Annotated in this window: 12 protein-coding genes, 2 tRNA genes, 3 rRNA genes and 3 pseudogenes; 17 read left to right on the top strand and 3 right to left on the bottom strand. The window is 43.1% G+C overall.

What is annotated here, in order from left to right:
• Positions 1-9 precede the first annotated feature (9 nt).
• The 4 genes from rpoC to ACXYSN_RS08005 all read left to right on the top strand — a co-directional run bounded on the left by rpoC (position 10) and on the right by ACXYSN_RS08005 (position 12177).
• Positions 10-3660, top strand: a complete 3651-nt coding sequence (gene rpoC, locus ACXYSN_RS08020) for a DNA-directed RNA polymerase subunit beta' (protein ID WP_458636691.1) — start codon at positions 10-12, stop codon at positions 3658-3660.
• A 242-nt stretch (positions 3661-3902) separates the two neighbouring features.
• The gene (locus ACXYSN_RS08015) at positions 3903-10070 is read left to right on the top strand and encodes a CshA/CshB family fibrillar adhesin-related protein (protein WP_458636690.1); all 6168 of its coding nucleotides are present in this window, start codon (positions 3903-3905) and stop codon (positions 10068-10070) included.
• 142 nt (positions 10071-10212) lie between these two features.
• Positions 10213-10776 (top strand): sugar O-acetyltransferase, encoded by a 564-nt coding sequence (locus ACXYSN_RS08010; protein WP_458636689.1) that lies wholly within the window; start codon positions 10213-10215, stop codon positions 10774-10776.
• 153 nt (positions 10777-10929) lie between these two features.
• Complete coding sequence (locus ACXYSN_RS08005) at positions 10930-12177, top strand: carbohydrate-binding domain-containing protein (RefSeq protein WP_458636688.1); 1248 nt, start codon at positions 10930-10932, stop codon at positions 12175-12177.
• Between the two features lie 61 nt (positions 12178-12238).
• On the opposite strand, the gene ACXYSN_RS08000 is transcribed toward ACXYSN_RS08005, so the two are convergent.
• The 3 genes from ACXYSN_RS08000 to ACXYSN_RS07990 all read right to left on the bottom strand — a co-directional run bounded on the left by ACXYSN_RS08000 (position 12239) and on the right by ACXYSN_RS07990 (position 13640).
• A complete protein-coding gene (locus ACXYSN_RS08000; RefSeq protein WP_000020982.1) occupies positions 12239-12442 on the bottom strand; it encodes a CsbD family protein in 204 nt (67 codons plus the stop codon).
• A gap of 116 nt (positions 12443-12558) precedes the next feature.
• Positions 12559-13191: a DUF421 domain-containing protein gene (locus ACXYSN_RS07995; protein WP_458636687.1), complete on the bottom strand. Its 633-nt coding sequence runs from the start codon at positions 13189-13191 to the stop codon at positions 12559-12561.
• Complete coding sequence (locus tag ACXYSN_RS07990; protein ID WP_458636686.1) at positions 13188-13640, bottom strand: DUF3290 family protein; 453 nt, start codon at positions 13638-13640, stop codon at positions 13188-13190. The genes ACXYSN_RS07995 and ACXYSN_RS07990 overlap by 4 nt, the downstream gene beginning before the upstream one ends.
• 189 nt (positions 13641-13829) lie before the next feature.
• Here ACXYSN_RS07990 and ACXYSN_RS07985 point away from each other — a divergent pair, with 189 nt between their 5' ends.
• From ACXYSN_RS07985 to rrf, 13 genes and pseudogenes are all read left to right on the top strand, one after another.
• Positions 13830-14594, top strand: coding sequence for a nucleoside phosphorylase (locus tag ACXYSN_RS07985; protein ID WP_458636685.1), 765 nt, complete (start codon positions 13830-13832; stop codon positions 14592-14594).
• Between the two features lie 32 nt (positions 14595-14626).
• Positions 14627-16003: a TrkH family potassium uptake protein gene (locus tag ACXYSN_RS07980; RefSeq protein ID WP_458636684.1), complete on the top strand. Its 1377-nt coding sequence runs from the start codon at positions 14627-14629 to the stop codon at positions 16001-16003.
• 13 nt (positions 16004-16016) lie between these two features.
• A complete protein-coding gene (locus ACXYSN_RS07975) occupies positions 16017-16682 on the top strand; it encodes a potassium channel family protein (protein ID WP_458636683.1) in 666 nt (221 codons plus the stop codon).
• Positions 16683-16834: 152 nt separating this feature from the next.
• Positions 16835-17734, top strand: a pseudogene (locus ACXYSN_RS07970) (SSURE domain-containing protein); the annotation flags it as partial.
• A gap of 18 nt (positions 17735-17752) precedes the next feature.
• A complete protein-coding gene (locus ACXYSN_RS07965) occupies positions 17753-18163 on the top strand; it encodes an LPXTG cell wall anchor domain-containing protein (protein ID WP_458636721.1) in 411 nt (136 codons plus the stop codon).
• A gap of 80 nt (positions 18164-18243) precedes the next feature.
• Positions 18244-18941: pseudogene (locus ACXYSN_RS07960) on the top strand (response regulator transcription factor).
• A pseudogene (locus ACXYSN_RS07955) lies at positions 18938-19972 on the top strand (sensor histidine kinase). The pseudogenes ACXYSN_RS07960 and ACXYSN_RS07955 overlap by 4 nt, the downstream one beginning before the upstream one ends.
• Positions 19973-20173: 201 nt before the next feature.
• The gene (rpsD, locus tag ACXYSN_RS07950; protein WP_006144803.1) at positions 20174-20785 is read left to right on the top strand and encodes a 30S ribosomal protein S4; all 612 of its coding nucleotides are present in this window, start codon (positions 20174-20176) and stop codon (positions 20783-20785) included.
• Between the two features lie 240 nt (positions 20786-21025).
• A tRNA-Glu gene (locus tag ACXYSN_RS07945) sits at positions 21026-21097 on the top strand.
• A gap of 227 nt (positions 21098-21324) precedes the next feature.
• Positions 21325-22870 (top strand): 16S ribosomal RNA (locus ACXYSN_RS07940).
• Positions 22871-22920: 50 nt separating this feature from the next.
• Positions 22921-22993, top strand: a tRNA-Ala gene (locus tag ACXYSN_RS07935).
• 124 nt (positions 22994-23117) lie between these two features.
• Positions 23118-26019, top strand: a 23S ribosomal RNA gene (locus ACXYSN_RS07930).
• A gap of 76 nt (positions 26020-26095) precedes the next feature.
• A 5S ribosomal RNA gene (rrf, locus tag ACXYSN_RS07925) occupies positions 26096-26211 on the top strand.
• The 16S, 23S and 5S rRNA genes sit together here with 2 tRNA genes alongside, the layout of an rRNA operon.
• Position 26212 lies beyond the last annotated feature (1 nt).

Here is a 26212-nt window from a genome sequence, read left to right as displayed (position 1 = left end):
GAAGAAATAGTGGTTGATGTAAATCGTTTTAAAAGTATGCAAATCACACTAGCTTCTCCAAGCAAAGTCCGTTCATGGTCTTATGGAGAAGTCAAAAAACCTGAAACAATCAATTACCGTACGTTGAAACCAGAACGTGAAGGACTCTTTGACGAAGTGATCTTTGGTCCTACAAAAGACTGGGAATGTGCTTGTGGTAAATACAAACGCATTCGTTACAGAGGGATTGTTTGTGACCGTTGTGGTGTTGAAGTAACGCGTACAAAAGTTCGTCGTGAACGTATGGGACACATCGAGTTGAAAGCTCCTGTATCTCATATCTGGTATTTCAAGGGGATTCCAAGCCGTATGGGCTTGACCCTTGATATGAGTCCTCGTGCCCTCGAGGAAGTTATCTACTTTGCTGCTTATGTGGTGATCGATCCAAAAGATACACCACTTGAGCACAAATCTATCATGACAGAGCGTGAATACCGTGAACGCTTGCGTGAATATGGTCAAGGATCATTCGTTGCCAAAATGGGTGCCGAAGCTATCCAAGACCTCTTGAAACAAGTAGATCTCGAAAAAGAAATTGCTGAACTCAAAGAAGAGTTGAAAACAGCTACTGGGCAAAAACGTGTCAAAGCTATCCGTCGTTTGGATGTTTTGGATGCTTTCCACAAGTCTGGAAATAAACCTGAATGGATGGTTCTTAATATCCTTCCGGTTATTCCGCCAGATCTTCGCCCAATGTTGCAATTGGATGGTGGTCGTTTTGCCTCATCTGACTTGAACGACCTTTACCGTCGTGTGATCAACCGTAACAACCGTTTGGCTCGTTTGCTTGAGTTGAATGCACCAGGTATCATCGTTCAAAATGAGAAGCGTATGCTTCAAGAAGCAGTTGATGCTTTGATTGACAATGGTCGTCGTGGTCGTCCAATCACAGGGCCAGGTAGTCGTCCGCTTAAATCATTGAGCCACATGCTCAAAGGTAAACAAGGACGCTTCCGTCAAAACTTGCTCGGTAAACGTGTTGACTTCTCAGGACGTTCTGTTATCGCCGTTGGTCCAACTCTTAAGATGTACCAATGTGGTGTGCCACGTGAAATGGCTATCGAGCTCTTTAAACCATTCGTGATGCGTGAAATCGTTGCACGCGATATCGTGCAGAACGTGAAAGCTGCGAAACGTTTGGTAGAACGTGGAGATGAACGCATCTGGGATATCCTCGAAGAAGTGATCAAAGAACACCCAGTTCTTTTGAACCGCGCACCGACCCTTCACCGTTTGGGTATCCAAGCCTTCGAGCCGGTCTTGATTGATGGTAAAGCTCTTCGCTTGCACCCACTTGTCTGTGAAGCCTACAATGCCGACTTCGACGGTGACCAAATGGCCATCCACGTACCGCTTTCAGAAGAAGCTCAAGCAGAAGCTCGTATCTTGATGCTTGCTGCTGAGCACATCTTGAACCCTAAAGATGGTAAACCAGTTGTTACTCCATCTCAGGACATGGTTTTGGGGAACTACTACTTGACCATGGAAGAAGCTGGTCGTGAAGGTGAAGGAATGGTCTTCAAAGACCGTGACGAAGCTGTCATGGCTTACCGTAATGGTTATGTTCACCTTCACTCACGTGTAGGTATCGCAACTGATAGCTTGAACAAACCATGGACAGAAGAGCAAAAACACAAAATCTTGCTTACAACTGTCGGTAAAATTCTCTTCAACGATATCATGCCAGAAGGTCTACCTTACTTGCAAGAGCCAACAAATGCGAACTTGACAGAAGGTGTTCCAGATAAGTACTTCTTGCCACTAGGTGGAAATATCAAGGAAGCTATTAGCAAACTTGAAATTAACGCCCCGTTCAAGAAGAAAAACCTTGGAAATATCATCGCTGAAATCTTCAAACGTTTCCGTACGACAGAAACATCTGCCCTACTTGACCGTATGAAGAACCTCGGTTACCACCACTCAACTCTTGCAGGTTTGACAGTGGGTATTGCCGATATCCCAGTCGTTGAAGATAAGGCTGAAATCATCGAAGAGTCACACAAACGTGTAGAGCAAATCACCAAACAATTCCGTCGTGGTATGATCACGGATGATGAACGCTATAATGCTGTTACAGCTGAATGGCGTGCTGCTCGTGAAAAACTTGAGAAACGTTTGGTTGCCAACCAAGATCCTAAGAACCCAATCGTTATGATGATGGATTCTGGTGCCCGTGGTAACATCTCAAACTTCTCACAGCTTGCCGGTATGCGTGGTCTGATGGCTGCTCCGAACGGACGTATCATGGAATTGCCAATCCTTTCAAACTTCCGCGAAGGTTTGTCAGTACTTGAAATGTTCTTCTCAACTCACGGTGCTCGTAAAGGTATGACCGATACGGCCCTTAAAACAGCTGACTCAGGTTACCTGACTCGTCGTTTGGTTGACGTTGCCCAAGACGTTATCATCCGTGAGGATGACTGTGGAACTGACCGTGGACTCTTAATCCGTTCTATCACTGAAGGTAAAGAGATGATTGAGTCTCTCGAAGAGCGTCTCAATGGTCGTTACACTAAGAAAACTGTTAAACACCCAGAAACTGGTGCAGTTATCATTGGTCCAAATGAATTGATTACAGAAGACAAGGCACGTGAAATTGTTAATGCTGGTGTTGAAGAAGTAACAATCCGTTCCGTATTTACATGTAACACTCGTCATGGTGTCTGCCGTCACTGTTACGGTATCAACTTGGCGACTGGTGATGCGGTTGAAGTTGGTGAAGCAGTTGGTACAATCGCTGCCCAATCTATCGGGGAACCTGGTACACAGCTTACAATGCGTACCTTCCACACGGGTGGGGTTGCCTCAAATACCGATATCACTCAAGGTCTTCCTCGTGTCCAAGAAATCTTTGAAGCCCGTAATCCGAAAGGGGAAGCGGTCATCACAGAAGTCAAAGGGGAAGTTACAGCAATCGAAGAAGATGCTTCAACTCGTACTAAGAAAGTCTTTGTTAAAGGTGAAACTGGAGAAGGCGAATATGTGGTGCCATTTACAGCACGTATGCGTGTAGAAGTTGGAGACCAAGTTTCTCGCGGTGCAGCCTTGACAGAAGGTTCTATCCAACCAAAACGTCTCCTTGCTGTACGTGATGTCTTGTCAGTTGAAACTTACCTGCTCGGTGAAGTACAGAAAGTTTACCGTAGCCAAGGGGTAGAAATCGGTGACAAACACATCGAGGTAATGGTTCGTCAAATGATCCGTAAAGTTCGCGTCATGGATCCAGGAGATACAGACCTTCTCATGGGTACTCTCATGGATATCAACGACTTTACAGATGCTAACAAAGATGTTCTTATCGCAGGTGGAGTTCCAGCAACAGGTCGTCCAGTCCTAATGGGAATCACAAAAGCCTCACTTGAAACAAATAGTTTCTTGTCAGCTGCTTCCTTCCAGGAAACAACTCGTGTCCTTACAGATGCAGCTATCCGTGGTAAGAAAGACCATCTCCTTGGTCTCAAGGAAAATGTTATCATCGGTAAGATTATCCCAGCTGGTACTGGTATGGCTCGCTACCGTAACATTGAACCACTAGCGATCAATGAAGAATCATCTCTTGCTGATTCACAAGAGGAAGAGCAAGTGGATGTCCTAGTAGAGACTGTTGAAACAAGTGAATAATCTACTCATCTAAAAGAGGGGAACTTCCCTCTTTTGGTGTGTGTTGGTCATGAAAGTGTAATGTATATTTTCCTAAAAAATAGGAATATTATGGAATTAAAACATATTAATTTCATTTTGAAAAAAGTGAGCAAAAAGCTTTGCTTTTTAGACTTTGTCATGATAAAATAAGACAGTTGCATGTTTAGGATTTTGTAAAAAACAATGCATAAATGATAAAAAAATATACTCCCAAAAGGGGAATGGAGGAAAAAATCGTGAAAAATGATTTGTTTAACGACCGAATCAGTCGATTCTCGATCCGTAAACTTCATGTAGGAGTTTGCTCGGTCCTACTAGGAACGTTAGTGATGCTCGGAACTGCCACAGGTGTTGGTGCCGATGAAGTGACGGAAGAAAAACAAGCTGATGGGGTTGCAGCAACGACAGAAGTCGGTAAAGTTGAAACTCCAGTTGCGACTGAAGCAACAACAGCTAAAGAAGTGACTTACCAAGCAGAAGCGGCTCCTGCTGTTTCAACTGAGGTAAAACCTGAGCTTAAGACTGAAACATTGGCAGCTTATGTTGCTGAAGTTGAAGCAAATTTGGCAAATGGTAAATACAGTAACAAGACAGATGAGAGTGTAGAAGTTCTCAAAGCAAGTCTTGCAAACGCTCAAAATGCTCTTGCAACTGCTACAAGCCAAGCTGAACTTGACGCAGCTTACCAATCACTCGTAACGACTGTCAATGCGAAACTTAAAAACAAGGAAGTAGCTAAAGTAGAAAAACCAGTAGTTGAAACTCCTGCTACAACAGAAGCCACTACAGGGAAACCTGCAGAAAACACAAAACCAGCTGAAGGTACAAACGCAATCGCAAATACAGGGAAAAACGACCCTCGTAATGGAAAAGAGATTGATAAAAACACAGCTTTCCGTGCAGATACTGCAACAGCTACTGGAATTGGTGCAGACGTTGTAGATGCAACTTCAACTCCAAAAGTTGAAAAACCTGGCTTTACAACAGATGTTGATGCCAAATCTATGACTAGCCAAATCTCATGGTTGGACTTTGGAGATGTAGCTAACTGGACAGGTGCGAAAACAATCAAAGTCGCTAAAAATGAACTTAAACCAGATGAGCTAACAGAGGTCTTAGCTCTTCAAGAAGGGGCTACTTATACCAAGGAAATCATGCCTGGTTATGTAGTCACTGTAAAAGTCAAATCCTTGAAACCATTCCAAGCAACTGAGATCTATAAAAAGCGGATGGAAGACCAAGGGGCTACAGAAGCCGAAAAAGCAACCTATGACCCAAATGCAAAAAATGGATATGTAAACGGAGTCACTTCACCACTTGCTAAGCAAAATTTTAATGAAGGAAAAGAAGCTGACGTTATCGCTGATGCCCAAAACGGTTGGACTGAAATTAAACATGAAAATGTTGATACGAAAGCCAAAAAGACTACCATGGGTTCTGCATATAATGGTGGGAATATTGGAGTTCAATTTGAAATTTCTGCAACCTTCCGTGGCAAGAAAGTGAAGCCAGCTGTTGTCATGGCTGATGGAGAGTCTGCTAACCCTGGTGAATTTGTTATGTTCACTACCAATGGACAAGGTTGGCAACATATTGGAGAATGGAAAAAGAATAACAGACTAGCTACCTCTGTTCCTTATGAAACACAAGATACAGAGAACCTTCTGGGATCTAAACCTAAATATAATAACACTAACCTAAGACAACTTCGTGATTCTAATCAAGTTGGTCCAGATAAGAAACCAGTAGCCTGGAAGTACTTTGGAAATCCTGACAAAGTTACGGGTGGTCTAGGAACTGGTGTCTTTGGACCAAACATTTCTGAAGGAAATAGAACAGTTCCCCTTGTGATGACACGTGGAGCATCTGAAGTGGGACTTTACATCGCTTCAGGTGGTAAACAGTCAGCAATGCTAGGATTCTTCCCAATTGATGAAGGAGATGCTCCTGAGTCATACGGCAAGGCGATGCATAGCATTGCAACTGTAGATGGTGTTACTGGAGCTAAAGTAAATCAACCGTATCTTGGTAGCGTAAGCCCAGATATGGATGAAAATACAACTCTTGACTGGTCCGGGGATGATAAGGCAACTACAGCCGATGAAGGAATTGATCAATTGCTTCCAGATGAACTCAAAGGGACAACCAATGAGATGATCAAGATGGACCGTACCAAACCAGGCAACTACAAGATGTCAGTTCAAGCCCATTTGGATGGAGCTTCAGAAGCACATATCTATGGTTGGGTAGACTTTAACCAAAATGGTAAATTCGATGAGGATGAACGCTCAAATCTCGCTACAATCACACAAGATGGCACTGTTGAGTTGACCTTTGCAAACAGCAAGACTTACGTCGACCCAAGCGTTAAAGAGCTAGGTGCTCGTGTTCGTATCGCTAAGAAAGAGAACGAGATCGAAAGCCCAACTGGCATGGCCTTCTCAGGGGAAGTAGAAGACTTCAAGACTCAAATCACCCACCCACCAAAAGGGGAATTCAAGGAAACTTCTGGCCCTCAAGCTACTAAACAAACAGCAACAGTAACCTTTACAGCACGTGGAGAGCACAAGTATCAACGTGACTCTCAGGCAGTCATCGACGAAACAGTAGCACCATACATCGTTGACAAAGATGGGAACCGTGCAACTCTTGATGCTGAAGGTTACTATGTCGTACCAGGTCAAGGGAAATACAAGATCACTGCCAATGGTAAAGACGTAGACGTTGAGTTTATCCCAGAAGATAACTTCCTAGGAACTGCAGATGGTATCTCTATCCGTCGTGTAGATAACAATGGTTACGATACGGGTTGGTCATCAAAATTCCCAGATCAAGAAGCAAACATTGATGGTCAGTTGAATACTATGGATGGTCTTTACATCCCAACAGTTACTCCGATTGAAATCGAAGGGGTTGACAAGACATCGACTGATATTCAAGGTGCAACTCAAAAAGAAACACCAACCTTTAACACAACTGCTACTAACGCAAAAGGTGACAAGATTGCAGTCACTCCAAGCGCAGAATATCCTGCTAAGTTGGTAGACCCAACAACTGGTCGTACTACTGATGCGACATCTGTAACAGTAGCGGGAGAAGGAACATACACGATCAATCCTTCAACAGGTGAAGTAACCTTCACTCCAGAACCTAGCTTTACGGGTAAAGCAAAAGGTGTAGAAGTTACATTGTCAGCTCCAGTTGGTCGAAATAAAGACGGTAAGATTCAAGAAGAGTACATTAAGACTGCTACAGCTAAGTACACACCAACTGTAGTAGGAGTAACACCAACCGCAACACCAGCAGAAACAACAGATATTCAAGGTGCAACACAAACAGGTAAACCTGAATTCAAGGGTGGTACAGTTGAAGTTAACGGTGTTGAAAAGACTGTTCCAATCAATGAGACTGTTCCAGCAACATTTGATGACGGCTCAACAACTAAAACAGTAGATGGAGTTGGTAAGTTCACGGTTGCTGCAGATGGTACCGTAACCTTCGTTCCAGAACCAAACTTTGTAGGTACTGCACCAGCAGTAACAGTCGTCCGCGAAGATATGAATGGAACCAAAGCATCAGCGACATACACCCCAACTGTTGTAGGAGTAACACCAACCGCAACACCAGCAGAAACAACAGATATTCAAGGTGCAACACAAACAGGTAAACCTGAATTCAAGGGTGGTACAGTTGAAGTTAACGGTGTTGAAAAGACTGTTCCAATCAACGAAGACGTTCCAGCAACATTTGAAGATGGATCAACAACTAAGACAGTAGAAGGTGTTGGTAAATTTACGGTTGCACCAGATGGAACAGTAACATTTGTCCCAGAAAAATCATTCGTTGGAACTGCACCAGCTGTGACGGTTGTTCGTGAAGATAAGAACGGAACCAAAGCATCAGCGACATACACCCCAACAGTAACTCCTGTTAAACCAACTGCAACACCAGCAGAAACAACAGATATTCAAGGTAAAACACAAACAGGTAAACCTGAATTTACTGAGGGTGATAGCCGTGTACCAATCAACGAAGATGTTCCAGCAACATTTGATGATGGATCAACAACTAAGACAGTAGAAGGTGTTGGTACATACACAGTAGCAGCAGACGGAACAGTTACATTTGTTCCTGAGAAGTCATTCGTTGGAACTGCACCATCTGTGACAGTTGTCCGCGAAGATAAGAACGGAACAAAAGCTTCAGCGACATACACCCCAACAGTAACTCCTGTTAAACCAACAGCTGAAGATGCAACATCAACTGACAAACAAGGTCAAGAACAAACAGGTAAACCTAACTTTACAGAAGGTAACCCAAGCGTACCAATGGATGATGATGTTCCAGCAACATTTGAAGATGGTTCAACAACTAAGACAATTCCAGGTGAAGGTACATACACAGTAGCACCAGATGGAACAGTAACATTTGTACCAGAAAAATCATTCACAGGTAAAGGAACAGGTGTGACTGTTAAACGTGTTGACAAGAACGGTACGCCAGTTACAGCTAAGTACACACCAACTGTAACTCCAGTAACTCCTACAGCAACTCCAGCTGAATCAGAAGCACCTCAAGGTGTGGTTCAAACTGGAACAGTAACCTTCACAGAAGGTGACCCAGTTGCACCAATCGACAAAGATACTATTACTCTTCTTGACGAAAATGGCCAACCAGCAGAATCAGTAGTTGCTAAGTCACCAGAAGGTAAAGAAATCGGTACTTTCACAGTTGATAAAGAAACAGGCCTTGTAACCTTCACACCAACTGATAAATCTTACTCAGGTGAAGTCGTTCCAGTTAAAGTTCAAGCTAAAGATGCCAACGGCACTCCAGCTGAAACAACATACACACCTAAGATTACTCCAGTTGTTCCAACAGCTGATCCTACAACATCTACTGATATTCAAGGTAAAACACAAACAGGTAAACCAACATTCACACCAGGTAACCCAGATGTACCGATGGATGATGATACACCTGCAACATTCGAAGATGGTTCAACAACTAAGGTAATTCCAGGCGAAGGAACTTATACAGTAGCTCCAGACGGAACCGTTACATTCGTACCAGAAAAATCATTCACAGGAACAGGAACAGGCGTGACTGTTAAACGTGTTGACAAGAACGGTACACCAGTTACAGCTAAGTACACACCAACTGTAACTCCAGTAACACCAACAGCAGAACCAGCAACATCAACAGATATCCAAGGTAAGACACAAACAGGCAAACCAACTTTCACAGAAGGTAACCCAGATGTACCGATGGATGATGATACACCTGCAACCTTCGAAGATGGATCAACAACTAAGGTAATTCCAGGTGAAGGAACATATACTGTAGCTCCAGATGGAACCGTTACATTCGTACCAGAAAAATCATTCACAGGAACAGGAACAGGCGTGACTGTTAAACGTGTTGACAAGAACGGTACGCCAGTTACAGCTAAGTACACACCAACTGTAACTCCAGTAACACCAACAGCGGAACCAGCTACATCTATTGGACCAAAAGGTAAAGAACAATCTGGTAAACCAACCTTCACACCAGGTAACCCAGATGTGCCTATGAATAATGATGTTCCAGCTACATTTGAAGATGGTTCAACAACTAAGACTGTTGAAGGAGTTGGTACATACACAGTAGCTCCAGATGGAACAGTAACCTTTAAACCAGAACCAGAATTTACTGGAACTGCTCCATCAGTGACAGTTGTGCGTGAAGATGTTAACGGAACAAAAGTTTCTGCAACTTACACCCCAACTGTAACCCCAGTTACTACGTTTGTAGACAAAGATGGTAAACCAATTCCAGGTAACCCAACAGAAGACGGTGAACAACCTAAGAAAGATATCCCAGGTTACCGCTTCGTTGAAACTAAGAAATTGCCTAACGGAGATACAGTCCATGTCTACGAAAAAGTAACAACTTCATATGTTGATGAAAATGGTAAACCAATTCCAGGTTACCCAACAGAAGATGGCGAACAACCTAAGAAAGATATTCCAGGTTATGAATTTGTGAAGACTGTTGTAGATGCAAATGGAAACATCCAACACATCTACAAGAAAGTTGTAACTCCAAATCCAGTACCAACACCAAATCCAACACCAACGCCAACGCCAGCACCAGTGCCAACACCAGCACCAGTGCCAACGCCAGCACCAGTGCCAACGCCAGCACCAGTGCCAACGCCAGCACCAACACCAGCTCCGGTGCCAGCACCAGTTCAAGAAAAACCAGCCCCAGTTGCTGAAGAGGTCGTTTGGACAACTGACCAATTGCCAAATACTGGTACTGAAGATCATGCTAGTCTTGCTGCCCTTGGTTTAGTAGGTGTCTTGAGTGGATTTGGACTTATCGCTCGTAAAAAGAAAGAAGACTAATCTGACTTTTAAAGAAAATAGTTAACTTTCTACTTAAAAACTAGTACATCATTAGATGTACTAGTTTTTTTAATCTCTTTGCTGCTTGTCTAAAGGATAGAACTATGCTACAATCTTGTAAAGCAAACAAGGAAGTCAAACGATGAAAAGTGAATATCAAAAAATGATTGCGGGAGAACCCTATCACCCGTTCGATCCAGAACTTCGTGCTCTAGCACAAATAGCACGACAAAAGCAAGCCTCATTTAATGAAGAAGTCGATCCAGTAAAAGGTTTGGAAATCATCAAAGGATGGTTTGGCTCAACTGGTGAAAATCTCTATGTCAATACTCGTTTGGTGGTGGATTATGGTGTCAATATCTATTTGGGAGAAAATTTTTATTCCAATTGGAATTTAACCATGTTGGATGTTTGTCCAATTACCATTGGTGACAATGCCATGATTGGTCCTAACTGCCAATTTTTAACACCTCTTCATCCCCTGGATCCCGACGAACGAAATTCGGGTTTAGAATTTGGAAAACCAATCACGATTGGTAAAAATTTCTGGGCAGGTGGTGGAGTCACCGTTCTTCCGGGAGTTACGTTAGGTGACAATGTTGTTGCGGGTGCAGGAGCAGTTATTACTAAGTCGTTTGGCGACAATGTAGTCCTTGCAGGAAATCCAGCACGAGTTATCAAGGAAATTCCAGTTAAAGAAAACTAAAAGAACAGCGAAAAGCTGTTCTTTTTATTTGTAAATGATTTTACTTATCAATAGTGCTAAGTAGGTTTAAGAAAATTTTCAGAAAAAATTTAGGATATTTTTAGGGAGTTTCTATAGAATGATACTAAGTAAAATGAAGATGAGGAAACTAGTATGAAAACAAAAAAATGGACTTTCTTATTAACGACGATTGCTACTCTGTCTCTGGTGACGGCATGTGCCCAGTCAACATCAAATTCAACAACTAGCAATACCGCAACAAGCACCACATCAACTACAAATGCTAAGAAAACTAGCTATTTTACGGATAAAGACTATGATACTTCTTATGATGAAAAGTCTGCATCAACTGTAACGCTGTCAGGATCAACAGCGACAGTATCTGGTGACGGAGTTGCCGTATCAGATTCTACCGTCACAATTTCTAAGTCTGGTACCTATGTGATTTCAGGTCAATCTGACGGTGTTCAAATCAAAATTGAAGCTGAAAAGACTGATGATGTACATATTGTTCTAAATGGCGTTACCATGACCAATACCAATGCAGCTATTTCTGCCACATCAGCCGGTCATGTTTACTTAACTCTAGCAGATGGTACAACCAATAGCCTGTCAGATTCTGCTTCTAATAGCGATGAAAAAGCTGATACAGCCCTCTTCTCTAAAGTGGACTTGACCATCAATGGTAAAGGAACTCTTAATGTAGATGGCAAGAAAAATAATGGTATCAAGGCAAATGATACACTTCACATCACAGGCGGAACCTACAACATCACGGCAGTCGGAGACGCCTTTAATGTCAATGATGAACTCAATATTACTGGCACAACCATGACTATCGATGCCAAGGAAGATGGGGTCAAGGTAGATAATGATGACGATACATCTGTAGGAACCATGTATCTCTCTGACAATACCATTACTGTTACTGCAGGGGACGATGGTATCCACGCATCAGGTGATTTGGTTATTGATAGTGGTACCTATACCGTTAAGAATTCTACAGAAGGGCTTGAAGGTAAGTCAATTACTATCAACGGTGGAGATATCGCCATCTATTCAACGGATGATGGTGTTAATGCAGCCAACAAAAATGCCCAACAAAGTGAAATCTTCTTTACTATGAATGGTGGAAACTTGACAGTTGAAGTTGGCCAAGGAGACACAGATCCGATTGACTCAAATGGGAATATCACGGTCACAGGCGGTACCATTAAAATGACTGGTCAGACAGGTTTTGACTTTGACGGAATAGCTAGCTATACAGGTGGAGATATCTACCTCAATGGTGAAAAACAAACTGAAATCGTTAACTCTATTCCTGGAGGCGGAGGATCACCTGGTGGTGGTCCTCAAGGAAATGGTGGCCCTGGTGGTGGGGCACCTGGAGAACACCCATAAAATAAAAACCTCCTTTCTCGAAAGAGAAGGGAGATTTTTATGATATTAGGACGAGAAAGAATTATTCTCCATCTTTTTTAAAGATGTTTTTCACGCCAGATACTGCACCTTCGACAGCTTCTTTAGCATCTTCAGCAACTTCTTTAGCTTTTGAAGCTACCTTTTCTGCAGCTCCTTCTGCTTGAGTTTTTGTATCGCCAGTTAGTTTACCAAAACCTTCTTTAACAGAACCTTTAGCTTGGTTGAATTTTTCTTCGATTGACATGGGGGATACCTCCGTTAATTTATTTTATCATCTAAAATCCATCAGATAATAACTTAAGTATATACCCATTATTGTCAAAAAGCAAAAAACTGATACGAAAAGTATCAGTTTATTTTTTAATAGGTTACAATGTTCAATTGACCTTTATCATATTCAGCGATAAAGATATTAGAGACTTCTTCGAAACCTTCTTCTTTCAATTTTTCTGTTAGCCATTCCTCAGATTTGCCAATGGTTTCTAGGATTTCAACTTGGACAACACCATCGGTAATCACTGGATATTTAGGATTTTCGTCACCCATTTTTACGACAATCAACTGTCCGTTTTGCTCAATCACAGCTCGCTTGACGTCTTTTAGTTGGAAGATTCCTTGAGCGCGTAATTTTAGAGCTACATCTGCAGCTGCAAGACCTTTTGAGCGGCAGGCTTCTGGATCTAATGTTCCATTTTTAATGATAATAGTTGGTTTCCCGTCAATTAAGTGTTTGAAAAAGGAAATATTGGTATTCAACCATTTAAGGAGTAAGATGAGAATAGTCCAAATAATGAGGATAACAATGTATTGGATGATGGTGATTGAACTATTGTAGATGATCCCGCCGATAATACCCCCGAGAACAAAGTTCTGTATTTGGTCTACTGCAGAACTTGGTGCTAGATTTCCTTTCCCTGTTACGTTAATAACAAAAACAAGAGAAAGTAGCCCCAAGGCTAATTTAATCGCAATTGTAGCAAAAAAGCTTATCATTTTTCAACCTCCACGAGTTCAACATCTGATTTATAGAGTTCCATTTTTTCTAATAAATAGCTATCTTGGGCAGTCCCGCTAATGGCGCGATAAAAATTGTTGCCAACCTTAATAATCGCTCCATTAGTAGTAGCTGAAGTATTGACATAAATATCTTTTTTATCAACACCTAACTCTTTTGATACAATCTCGATGAAGTGTAAGGAACTACGAAATTGATTATCATTGGATTGACTAGTTTGGAAATTCGTAATGCTAATCAATACAAAAGCAATTAAAGTCAAGATAGAAATGATCGATAATTCACGGAACTTGCTCCCTTTTTTATCTTTGAAAGCCTTAAATGCAAAGAATCCAGTCACAATCACTAAGAATGTCGACACAATAATCATGACCCAATTCTGTTGACTGATTTGGCTTAGAACATAGTCGTATGAATAAAATTTCATAAGAACCTCCCTTTTTCAAATTCAATCTATTATAAACTAATTCCTAAACTATAGCAATTTTATTAGTAGGGAAAAAGCATTTAATGGTTGTTTCCTACTCAAGGTAGTTTTTTCTGATTTGACTTAGCCTCCCGTCTTGACTTTCGTTTTGCTTTTGTTATAATAGTACAAATTTAGAGGAGGTATTCTATGATTCAGAAACATGCCATTCCTATTTTAGAGTTTGATGCCAATCCTCAGGCAGTCATTATGCCCAATCACGAAGGCTTGGATTTACAGTTACCAAAGAAGTGCATCTATGCATTTTTGGAAGAAGAGATTGACCGCTATGCTCAGGAAATAGAAGCAGAGTGCGTAGGGGAGTTTGTTTCTGCCACTAAAACCTATCCAGTTTATGTCATAGACTACAAAGGCGAAAAAGTTTGTCTAGCCCAGGCTCCTGTTGGTTCTGCTCCTGCAGCCCAGTTTATGGATTGGTTGATTGGCTATGGTGTGGAGAAAATCATTTCCACTGGTACTTGTGGAGTCCTAGCCGATATAGAGGAAAATGTCTTTCTCGTTCCTGTTCGCGCTCTGCGAGATGAGGGAACCAGCTACCACTATGTAGCGCCTTCTCGTTATATGGATGTACATGTAGAAGCGATTTCTGCTATCGAGCAAGTCTTGGAACAACTAGGCATTCCTTATCAAGAGGTGATGACCTGGTCGACAGATGGTTTTTACCGAGAAACAACTGAAAAAGTTGCCTATCGTAAGGAAGAAGGTTGTGCAGTTGTGGAGATGGAGTGTGCAGCTCTTGCAGCAGTTGCCCAGCTTCGAGGAATTGTTTGGGGACAACTTCTATTTACAGCCGACTCTCTAGCGGATTTAGAAAATTATGATAGCCGCGATTGGGGTTCAGAAGCTTTTGACAAGGCCTTAGAACTCTGTCTTGAAATCGTTAGTCATATGTGACTGCTTTAACTGTTTTATGGTACAATGTAACTATGTTATTCAAATCATTTTCGGAAAAAATAAACACGACCTTGGGGCGTTTATCACCTGCTCGTCGAATTTTTTTAAGTTTTGCTTTGGTTATTCTCGCAGGCTCTATCCTTTTGAGTCTGCCATTTGTGCAAGCAACAAGCTCCCAAGCGACCTATTTCGACCATCTCTTTACAGCAGTATCCATGGTCTGTGTGACAGGACTCTTTACTCAACCAGTAGCTTCAACCTACAATATCTGGGGCCAGTTAATCTGTATGTTTTTGATCCAGATTGGTGGTTTGGGTCTCATGACCTTTATAGGGGTCTTTTATATTCAAAGTAAGCAAAAGCTCAGTCTTCGTAGCCGTGAAACAATTCTGGAGAGCTTTAGTTATGGAGAAACTCAGTCTTTAATGGTTTTCATACGTTCGATTTTCTTGACGACTTTTATCGTTGAAGGACTCGGAGCCTTCCTGTTAAGTTTTCGTTTTGTTCCGGAATTTGGTTGGGGCCGAGGAATTTTCACCTCTATTTTCGTAGCTATTTCAGCTTTCTGTAATGCTGGTTTTGATAATTTTGGAAGTACAAGTTTAGTAGCTTTTCAAACTGATCCTTTGATTAATCTAGTGCTTGCTGCTTTGATCATCACAGGTGGTCTAGGGTTCATGGTTTGGTTTGACCTGGCCACGCAGTTGAGCAAGAAAAAACGTCGGCTTCGCTTCCATACCAAGTTGGTTCTCTTCTTGACAGCAGGAATTTTATTTACTGGAACAGTTTCAACCCTCTTGATAGAGTGGAACAATCCGGGAACGATTGGGAATCTCAGCATCCCTGATAAATTGCTAGTCAGTTTTTTCCAAACAGTTAGCATGAGAACGGCGGGTTTTGCTTCTATTGATTTTACCCAGGCTCGGCCTGTTACTTTGCTGATTTATATCTTACAAATGTTTCTCGGTGGGGCGCCTGGTGGAACAGCCGGCGGGCTTAAAATCACAACCTTCTTTGTATTATTGGTCTTTGCACGCAGTGAGCTTTTAGGATTACCCCATGCCAATGTAGCTCGGAGAACAATTTTACCTCGTACAGTCCAAAAATCTTTCAGTGTTTTTATCATCTTCTTGATAACTTTTTTAGCGGGCTTAATATTAGTAGGAATAACAGCTGAGGGGAATCCGCGCTTTATCTACATCATGTTCGAAACAATTTCTGCCCTTGCTACGGTCGGAGTAACTGCAAATTTGACACCAGAGTTAGGCAGATTAGCTCTTAGCATTATCATGCTACTGATGTTTATCGGACGAATTGGGCCACTGACGCTATTAGTTAGTTTGGCTGAGTATCAACCAGATAAGAAAGATATGATCCACTATATGAAAGCAGATATTACCATAGGATAAGAAAGGATAAACTATGTCAGATCGGACAATTGGAATTTTAGGTTTGGGAATTTTTGGGAGTAGTGTACTTACCGCTCTCGCTCAGCATGATATAAATATAATCGCCATTGACGACCATGAGGAGCGAATCAATCAGTTCGAACCTGTCTTGGTACGTGGAGTTGTTGGAGATATAACAGATGAAGAGCTCTTGCTCTCGGCAGGAATTGATACCTGCGATACAGTTGTTGTGGCAACTGGGGAAAATTTAGAATCTAGTGTGCTTGCAGTCATGCATTGCAAGAGTCTAGGAGTACCAACTGTTATTGCTAAGGTTAAAAGCCATACAGCAAAAAAAGTCCTTGAAAAAATTGGCGCAGATTCAGTTATTTCACCAGAATATGAGATGGGTCGTTCGTTGGCGCAGACTATTTTATTTAATAATAGCGTTGATGTTTTTCAGTTGGACAAAAATGTCTCTATTGTTGAGATGAAAATTCCACAATCGTGGGCAGGCAAAAGCCTTAGTCAACTAGACCTTCGAGGACAATACAATCTCAATATCCTAGGTTTTCGTGACTATGAAAATGCTCCTCTAGACGTTCAATTTGGGCCGGATGACTTATTAAAACCTGATACCTATATCATGGCGGTGATTAATAACCAATATTTGGATAATCTAGCACACCTCAATGATTAAAAGAAAAATGACTATTCTTTTTTCTAGTGACTATTGAGTCAATATAAGTATTTTATAAGAAGGATTTAAGAAAAATTTTAACTTTTTCTTAATCCTTTTTAATTTTAGGAGATTATACTTAAATCATCAAAAACATATCAAAGGAGAATCCTATGAAATCCAATCCCAATCAAAGATATACTCGCTGGTCTATTCGCCGTCTCAGTGTCGGTGTAGCTTCAGTTGTTGTGGCTAGTGGCTTCTTTGTCCTAGCTGGTCAACCAAGTTCTGCACGTGCTGATGTCGTCAATCCGACTCCTGCTCAAGTCGTGCCAAACGCCGCCTCGGTGAGTGAAAAGGGGGACTTACCAGCAGAGGTTCTCAAAAAAGCAGTCGATGTAGCTCTTCCTTCAGAACAGTCTATTCCAACACCTCAAGCAAGTGTGGACACCACAAGCTCTTCAGAAAAAGCGGATGTAGCTGATAAAGACCAAGTAGTAGTTCCCAAAGAAGAAGTGCAAGCAAAACCAGAATCTAAGAAACAAACAGAAGATACGGTTAAACCTGCAACAAATTCTGCTCCTGTAGTCTCTAGACAAGACCGTGAGGCAAGTGAAGCTCAACCAGCAACCACTCCAGCTGAAGTTCAAAAAGGTGTGGCCGACAATACCAAAGATACAGTAGATGTCCCAGCTTCTTACTTGGACAAGGCTAACTTCCCAGGTCCATTCACAGCCGGTGTTAACCAAGTCATTCCATATGAATTCTTCGCTGGTGACGGTATGTTGACTCGCCTCATCTTAAAAGCTTCTGACAAGGCTCCGTGGTCAGACAATGGCTCAGCAAAAAATCCCGTTCTCCCACCAGTAGAGAAATTGGGCAAAGGCCTTTACTTCTATGAAGTCGATTTGGCAGGTACTCAAGGAAAATCAGATAAAGAGCTTCTTGACCTCTTGAAATAAAACGGCACTCAAAGCTATAAAGCTACTATTAAAGTGTATGCTGCGAAAGATGGCAAAGCAGATTTGAGCAACCTCGTAGCGACTAAGGATTTGACAGTGAACTTGAACGGACAACAGTCCCCTATTCCGATGCAGTCAGGCTTTGCTCCATCTTCTAATGGTTCAGCTATGCCGACTCCAATGATAAATAGTCATCAAGATGCGTCTAATATGAAATCTCAAATGCCAGCTGCTAGCCAGGATAAGATGATGCCTAGCAAAGAGCAGGACAAAACCATGAACGCTAGCCAGCCAATGGCAACACCAAGCATGAAACAAGACCAAGCTCTAGCAGCCTCAAGCAAAGCGTCTGATGAAGGCAAGATGGCATCTAATAACAAGGTGTCAAGTCCAATGATGGTTGATCAAATGAAAGACCAAAAAGACATGCTTCCATATACCGGTGAAGCCCAAACCTCAATGGCTACTCTTGGATTCTTTGGACTCGCCTTGGCCGGTCTTGTTGGATTTTTGGGTTGGAAAACCAAAAGAGAAGATTAAGGTTCAAATCATTTAAACATTACGGAAAATAGTGTTATACTAAAGCAAGTATAACACTGTTTTTGTCAAAGGAGTGTCAGATGAAAAAGACAATTTTGTTGGTTGATGATGAGATAGATATTCTAGATATTCAAAATCGCTATCTTTTACAGGCAGGCTACGATGTTTTAGTCGCCCATGATGGTAAGGAAGGATTGGAACTTTTTAGAAAAAAACTATCGACCTCATTATCACAGATATCATGATGCCTAATATGGACGGTTATGATTTCATCAGTGAAGTTCAGTATATTGCTCCTGATCAACCCTTTCTCTTTACAACTGCTAAGACAAGCGAACAAGATAAGATTTATGGATTAAGTTTGGGGGCAGATGATTTTATAGCTAAACCGTTTAGCCCACGGGAATTGGTTTTGAGAGTGAATAATATCTTGCGCCGCCTTAGTCGTGGCGGAGAGACCGAGCAAATTGAGTTTGGTGACTTAGTGATCAACCATGTGACTCATGAGGTTCGCATTGGGGAACAGCCTTTGGAATTGACAGTGAAATCTTTTGAACTTCTATGGATATTAGCCAGCAATCCTGAGAGAGTCTTTTCAAAGACTGAACTTTATGAGAAGGTATGGCAAGAGGACTATGTGGATGATACCAATACACTCAATGTTCATATTCATGCTTTGAGACAAGAGTTGAGTAAGTATACGAATTTAAACACTCCTGCTATCAAAACTGTTTGGGGATTGGGCTATAAGATGGAAAGACCGAGAGGAAAAAAATGAAATTAAAAAGCTATATTTTAGTGGGGTATCTAGTTTCGACTCTACTAACGATTTTGGTTGTTTTCTGGGCAATCCAACGAATGTTGATTGATAAAAGTGAAGTTTACTTTCTAGTTGGAATGACCTTGATTGCTAGTTTCATTGGCGCTGCAGTGAGCATCTTTCTTTTGTCGCCCGTTTTCTCTTCTCTGAAACATTTGAAAAAACAAGCTCAGGATATAGCAAGCAAGAATTTCAGTACAGAAATCGAAGCCAAAGGCCCATTAGAATTTCAAGAGCTAGGCCAGGCTTTTAATGACATGTCCCACAATTTGCAGGCTACCTTTCAATCACTTGATGAGAGCGAGCAAGAAAAGAGAATGATGATTGCGCAGCTCTCTCACGATATTAAAACTCCCATTACCTCCATTCAGGTTACTGTGGAGGGAATTCTAGATGGAGTGATTAAAGAAGAGGAGCGGTTCCACTATTTAACCACGATTAGTCGGCAAACTGAGCGTCTAAACAAGCTAGTGGAGGAATTGGATGTTTTGACTCTTAACAGACAACCTCAAGATACTGCTGATGAAGAAGTCGAAGAGGTCTTTTTAGATCAGCTGTTGATTGAGTCAATGAGTGAATTTCAACTCCAGATTGAACAAGAGGAGCGGGATGTTTACATTCAAGTATCACCTGAGTCGGCGAAAATCAAGAGCCATTCTGACAAACTTTCTCGTATTCTGGTCAATTTGTTAAACAATGCCTTTAAATATTCAGAACCAGGAACCAGAATCGAGGTTCTTGCTCAATTAACAGAACAAGAGCTGACAATCAGTGTGAAAGACGAGGGGCAGGGTATCCTTCCTGAAGATTTGGGAAAAATTTTTAACCGATTGTATCGTGTAGAAACTTCACGAAATATGAAGACAGGTGGGCATGGATTAGGTCTTGCGATTGCACAAGAATTGGCCTATTAGCTTGGTGGCAAAATCACAGCAGAAAGTCAATATGGCTTAGGAAGCAAGTTCACATTCTGCCTTAATTTGAAATAAAGGCGTAAAATCTCTTTACAAATCGACGGATTCATGATACAATATCCTTTGTGTGAAATAGCAGCAGGCAAGCATGAAGCTCGTCAACAGGTGTCTTATGATAAGTAACCTTGGCTGTTTAGGCGAAGGGCATCTGCACGAATCAGGGCTTTCTAAGTGACTATTTCCACCGAATATTATTTATATCAGGAGGACATACATATGTCACGTTATACAGGACCATCTTGGAAACAAGCTCGTCGCCTTGGCCTTTCACTTACAGGTACAGGTAAAGAATTGGCACGTCGTAACTACGTACCAGGTCAACATGGACCAAATAACCGTTCAAAATTGTCAGAATACGGTTTGCAATTAGCTGAAAAACAAAAACTTCGTTTCACATACGGTGTTGGTGAAAAACAATTCCGTAACTTGTTCGTAGAAGCTACAAAAATCAAAGGTGGAATCCTTGGTTTCAACTTCATGCTTCTTTTGGAACGTCGCTTGGATAACGTTGTTTACCGACTTGGCCTTGCGACTACTCGTCGTCAAGCACGTCAATTCGTAAACCACGGTCACATCCTTGTTGATGGAAAACGCGTTGATATCCCTTCATACCGTGTAACTCCAGGTCAAGTGATCTCAGTTCGCGAAAAATCATTGAAAGTTCCAGCAATCCTTGAAGCTGTTGAAGCAACCCTTGGACGTCCAGCATTCGTATCATTCGACGCTGACAAATTGGAAGGTTCATTGACTCGTTTGCCAGAACGTGATGAAATCAACCCAGAAATCAACGAAGCACTTATCGTTGAATTCTACAACAAAATGCTTTAATTTTAAGAAATATCTTACGAAAAGCCTACAACAGTGGGCTTTTCGTTTTACACTTTAAATCAAGATCTCTCCTATTTTATAATAAAAAGTTAATAGTGTTTTATCTTATATAAAGAGTAAGTTTATTAGACGGTAGTTAATATGCAGGAAAAGATAAAAACAAAAATTTTACAAAAAATCAGAAAAACCAGTTGACAAGCGTCAAAAAGTAGGTATAATAGAAAGAGTTGACAAGCTCAGGGTCCGTTGGTCAAGGGGTTAAGACACCGCCTTTTCACGGCGGTAACACGGGTTCGAATCCCGTACGGACTATGGGTGTATCGCGGTTAAGGTTGATAGGATTTTAAAAAAGTTAAAAAAACCTGTTGACAGAGAAAAATGACTGTGATATACTAATATAGTTGTCGCAAGCGCGACAAAGACCTTTGAAAACTGAACAAGACGAACCAATGTGCAGGGCACTATAACGGAAGTTATAGTACTGAACAATGAAAAAACAATAAATCTGTCAGTGACAGAAATGAGTGAGAACTCAAACTTTTAATGAGAGTTTGATCCTGGCTCAGGATGAACGCTGGCGGCGTGCCTAATACATGCAAGTAGAACGCTGAAGGAGGAGCTTGCTCTTCTGGATGAGTTGCGAACGGGTGAGTAACGCGTAGGTAACCTGCCTGGTAGCGGGGGATAACTATTGGAAACGATAGCTAATACCGCATGACAACAGTTATTGCATGATAACTGTTTAAAAGGGGCAACTGCTCCACTACCAGATGGACCTGCGTTGTATTAGCTAGTTGGTGAGGTAACGGCTCACCAAGGCGACGATACATAGCCGACCTGAGAGGGTGATCGGCCACACTGGGACTGAGACACGGCCCAGACTCCTACGGGAGGCAGCAGTAGGGAATCTTCGGCAATGGACGGAAGTCTGACCGAGCAACGCCGCGTGAGTGAAGAAGGTTTTCGGATCGTAAAGCTCTGTTGTAAGAGAAGAACGAGTGTGAGAGTGGAAAGTTCACACTGTGACGGTATCTTACCAGAAAGGGACGGCTAACTACGTGCCAGCAGCCGCGGTAATACGTAGGTCCCGAGCGTTATCCGGATTTATTGGGCGTAAAGCGAGCGCAGGCGGTTAGATAAGTCTGAAGTTAAAGGCTGTGGCTTAACCATAGTACGCTTTGGAAACTGTTTAACTTGAGTGCAAGAGGGGAGAGTGGAATTCCATGTGTAGCGGTGAAATGCGTAGATATATGGAGGAACACCGGTGGCGAAAGCGGCTCTCTGGCTTGTAACTGACGCTGAGGCTCGAAAGCGTGGGGAGCAAACAGGATTAGATACCCTGGTAGTCCACGCCGTAAACGATGAGTGCTAGGTGTTAGACCCTTTCCGGGGTTTAGTGCCGTAGCTAACGCATTAAGCACTCCGCCTGGGGAGTACGACCGCAAGGTTGAAACTCAAAGGAATTGACGGGGGCCCGCACAAGCGGTGGAGCATGTGGTTTAATTCGAAGCAACGCGAAGAACCTTACCAGGTCTTGACATCCCTCTGACCGCTCTAGAGATAGAGATTTCCTTCGGGACAGAGGTGACAGGTGGTGCATGGTTGTCGTCAGCTCGTGTCGTGAGATGTTGGGTTAAGTCCCGCAACGAGCGCAACCCCTATTGTTAGTTGCCATCATTCAGTTGGGCACTCTAGCGAGACTGCCGGTAATAAACCGGAGGAAGGTGGGGATGACGTCAAATCATCATGCCCCTTATGACCTGGGCTACACACGTGCTACAATGGCTGGTACAACGAGTCGCAAGTCGGTGACGGCAAGCTAATCTCTTAAAGCCAGTCTCAGTTCGGATTGTAGGCTGCAACTCGCCTACATGAAGTCGGAATCGCTAGTAATCGCGGATCAGCACGCCGCGGTGAATACGTTCCCGGGCCTTGTACACACCGCCCGTCACACCACGAGAGTTTGTAACACCCGAAGTCGGTGAGGTAACCATTTGGAGCCAGCCGCCTAAGGTGGGATAGATGATTGGGGTGAAGTCGTAACAAGGTAGCCGTATCGGAAGGTGCGGCTGGATCACCTCCTTTCTAAGGATAAGGAAAGCACATTGGTCTTGTTTAGTCTTGAGAGGTCTTGTGGGGCCTTAGCTCAGCTGGGAGAGCGCCTGCTTTGCACGCAGGAGGTCAGCGGTTCGATCCCGCTAGGCTCCATTGGTGAGAGATCACCAAGTAATGCACATTGAAAATTGAATATCTATATCAAATAGTAACAAGAAAATAAACCGAAAACGCTGTAGTATTAATAAGAGTTTATGACTGAAAGGTCAAAAAGTAAGGTTAAGTTAATAAGGGCGCACGGTGGATGCCTTGGCACTAGGAGCCGAAGAAGGACGTGACAAACGACGATATGCCTTGGGTAGCTGTAAGTAAGCGATGATCCAGGGATTTCCGAATGGGGGAACCCAACAGGTACTACCTGTTACCCATATCTGTTAAGGATATGAGGAGGAAGACGCAGTGAACTGAAACATCTAAGTAGCTGCAGGAAGAGAAAGCAAAAGCGATTGCCTTAGTAGCGGCGAGCGAAACGGCAGAAGGGCAAACCGAAGAGTTTACTCTTCGGGGTTGTAGGACTGCAATGTGGACTCAAAGATTATAGAAGAATGATATGGGAAGATCAGCCAAAGAGAGTGAGAGCCTCGTATTTTAAATAGTCTTTGTACCTAGCAGTATCCTGAGTACGGCGGGACACGTGAAATCCCGTCGGAATCTGGGAGGACCATCTCCCAACCCTAAATACTCCCTAGTGACCGATAGTGAACCAGTACCGTGAGGGAAAGGTGAAAAGCACCCCGGGAGGGGAGTGAAATAGAACCTGAAACCGTGTGCCTACAACAAGTTCGAGCCCGTTAATGGGTGAGAGCGTGCCTTTTGTAGAATGAACCGGCGAGTTACGATATGATGCGAGGTTAAGTTGAAGAGACGGAGCCGTAGGGAAACCGAGTCTGAATAGGGCGCCTTAGTATCATGTCGTAGACCCGAAACCATGTGACCTACCCATGAGCAGGTTGAAGGTGCGGTAAGACGCACTGGAGGACCGAACCAGGGCACGTTGAAAAGTGCTTGGATGACTTGTGGGTAGCGGAGAAATTCCAAACGAACTTGGAGATAGCTGGTTCTCTCCGAAATAGCTTTAGGGCTAGCGTCGACATTAAGATTCTTGGAGGTAGAGCACTGTTTGGGTGAGGGGTCCATCCCGGATTACCAATCTCAGATAAACTCCGAATGCCAATGAATTATGGTCGGCAGTCAGACTGCGAGTGCTAAGATCCGTAGTCGAAAGGGAAACAGCCCAGACCACCAGCTAAGGTCCCAAAATAATTGTTAAGTGGAAAAGGATGTGGGGTTGCACAGACAACTAGGATGTTAGCTTAGAAGCAGCTATTCATTCAAAGAGTGCGTAATAGCTCACTAGTCGAGTGACCCTGCGCCGAAAATGTACCGGGGCTAAAACAATTTACCGAAGCTGTGGATACCTTTATAGGTATGGTAGGAGAGCGTTCTATGTGTGGCGAAGGTGTACCGTGAGGAGCGCTGGAACGCATAGAAGTGAGAATGCCGGTATGAGTAGCGAAAGACAGGTGAGAATCCTGTCCACCGTAAGACTAAGGTTTCCAGGGGAAGGCTCGTCCGCCCTGGGTTAGTCGGGACCTAAGGAGAGACCGAAAGGTGTATCCGATGGACAACAGGTTGATATTCCTGTACTAGAGTATGTAGTGATGGAGGGACGCAGTAGGCTAACTAAAGCAGACGATTGGAAGTGTCTGTCTAAGCAGTGAGGTGTGAACTGAGTCAAATGCTTAGTTCTATAACATTGAGCTGTGATGGGGAGCGAAGTTTAGTAGCGAAGTTAGTGACGTCACACTGCCAAGAAAAGCTTCTAGCGTTAAACATACTCTACCCGTACCGCAAACCGACACAGGTAGTCGAGGCGAGTAGCCTCAGGTGAGCGAGAGAACTCTCGTTAAGGAACTCGGCAAAATGACCCCGTAACTTCGGGAGAAGGGGTGCTGACTTTAAGTCAGCCGCAGTGAATAGGCCCAAGCAACTGTTTATCAAAAACACAGCTCTCTGCTAAATCGTAAGATGATGTATAGGGGGTGACGCCTGCCCGGTGCTGGAAGGTTAAGAGGAGTGCTTAGGAGTAATCCGAAGGTATGAATTGAAGCCCCAGTAAACGGCGGCCGTAACTATAACGGTCCTAAGGTAGCGAAATTCCTTGTCGGGTAAGTTCCGACCCGCACGAAAGGCGTAATGATTTGGGCACTGTCTCAACGAGAGACTCGGTGAAATTTTAGTACCTGTGAAGATGCAGGTTACCCGCGACAGGACGGAAAGACCCCATGGAGCTTTACTGCAGTTTGATATTGAGTGTCTGTACCACATGTACAGGATAGGTAGGAGTCTATGAGATCGGGACGCCAGTTTCGAAGGAGACGTTGTTGGGATACTACCCTTGTGTTATGGCCACTCTAACCCGGATAGGTGATCCCTATCGGAGACAGTGTCTGACGGGCAGTTTGACTGGGGCGGTCGCCTCCTAAAAGGTAACGGAGGCGCCCAAAGGTTCCCTCAGAATGGTTGGAAATCATTCGCAGAGTGTAAAGGTATAAGGGAGCTTGACTGCGAGAGCTACAACTCGAGCAGGGACGAAAGTCGGGCTTAGTGATCCGGTGGTTCCGTATGGAAGGGCCATCGCTCAACGGATAAAAGCTACCCTGGGGATAACAGGCTTATCTCCCCCAAGAGTTCACATCGACGGGGAGGTTTGGCACCTCGATGTCGGCTCGTCGCATCCTGGGGCTGTAGTCGGTCCCAAGGGTTGGGCTGTTCGCCCATTAAAGCGGCACGCGAGCTGGGTTCAGAACGTCGTGAGACAGTTCGGTCCCTATCCGTCGCGGGCGTAGGAAATTTGAGAGGATCTGCTCCTAGTACGAGAGGACCAGAGTGGACTTACCGCTGGTGTACCAGTTGTCTTGCCAAAGGCATCGCTGGGTAGCTATGTAGGGAAGGGATAAACGCTGAAAGCATCTAAGTGTGAAACCCACCTCAAGATGAGATTTCCCATGATTTTATATCAGTAAGAGCCCTGAGAGATGATCAGGTAGATAGGTTAGAAGTGGAAGTGTGGCGACACATGTAGCGGACTAATACTAATAGCTCGAGGACTTATCCAAAGTAACTGAGAATATGAAAGCGAAGGTTTTCTTGGAATTTGATAGATATTCAATTTTGAGTAGGTATTACTCAGAGTTAAGTGACGATAGCCTAGGAGATACACCTGTACCCATGCCGAACACAGAAGTTAAGCCCTAGAACGCCGGAAGTAGTTGGGGGTTGCCCCCTGTGAGATATGGAAGTCGCTTAGCT

The sequence above is a fragment of the Streptococcus sp. V869 genome (assembly GCF_054353515.1).
Note: the sequence above shows the minus strand (reverse complement) of the source record. Positions and strands in the feature narration are given on the sequence as shown.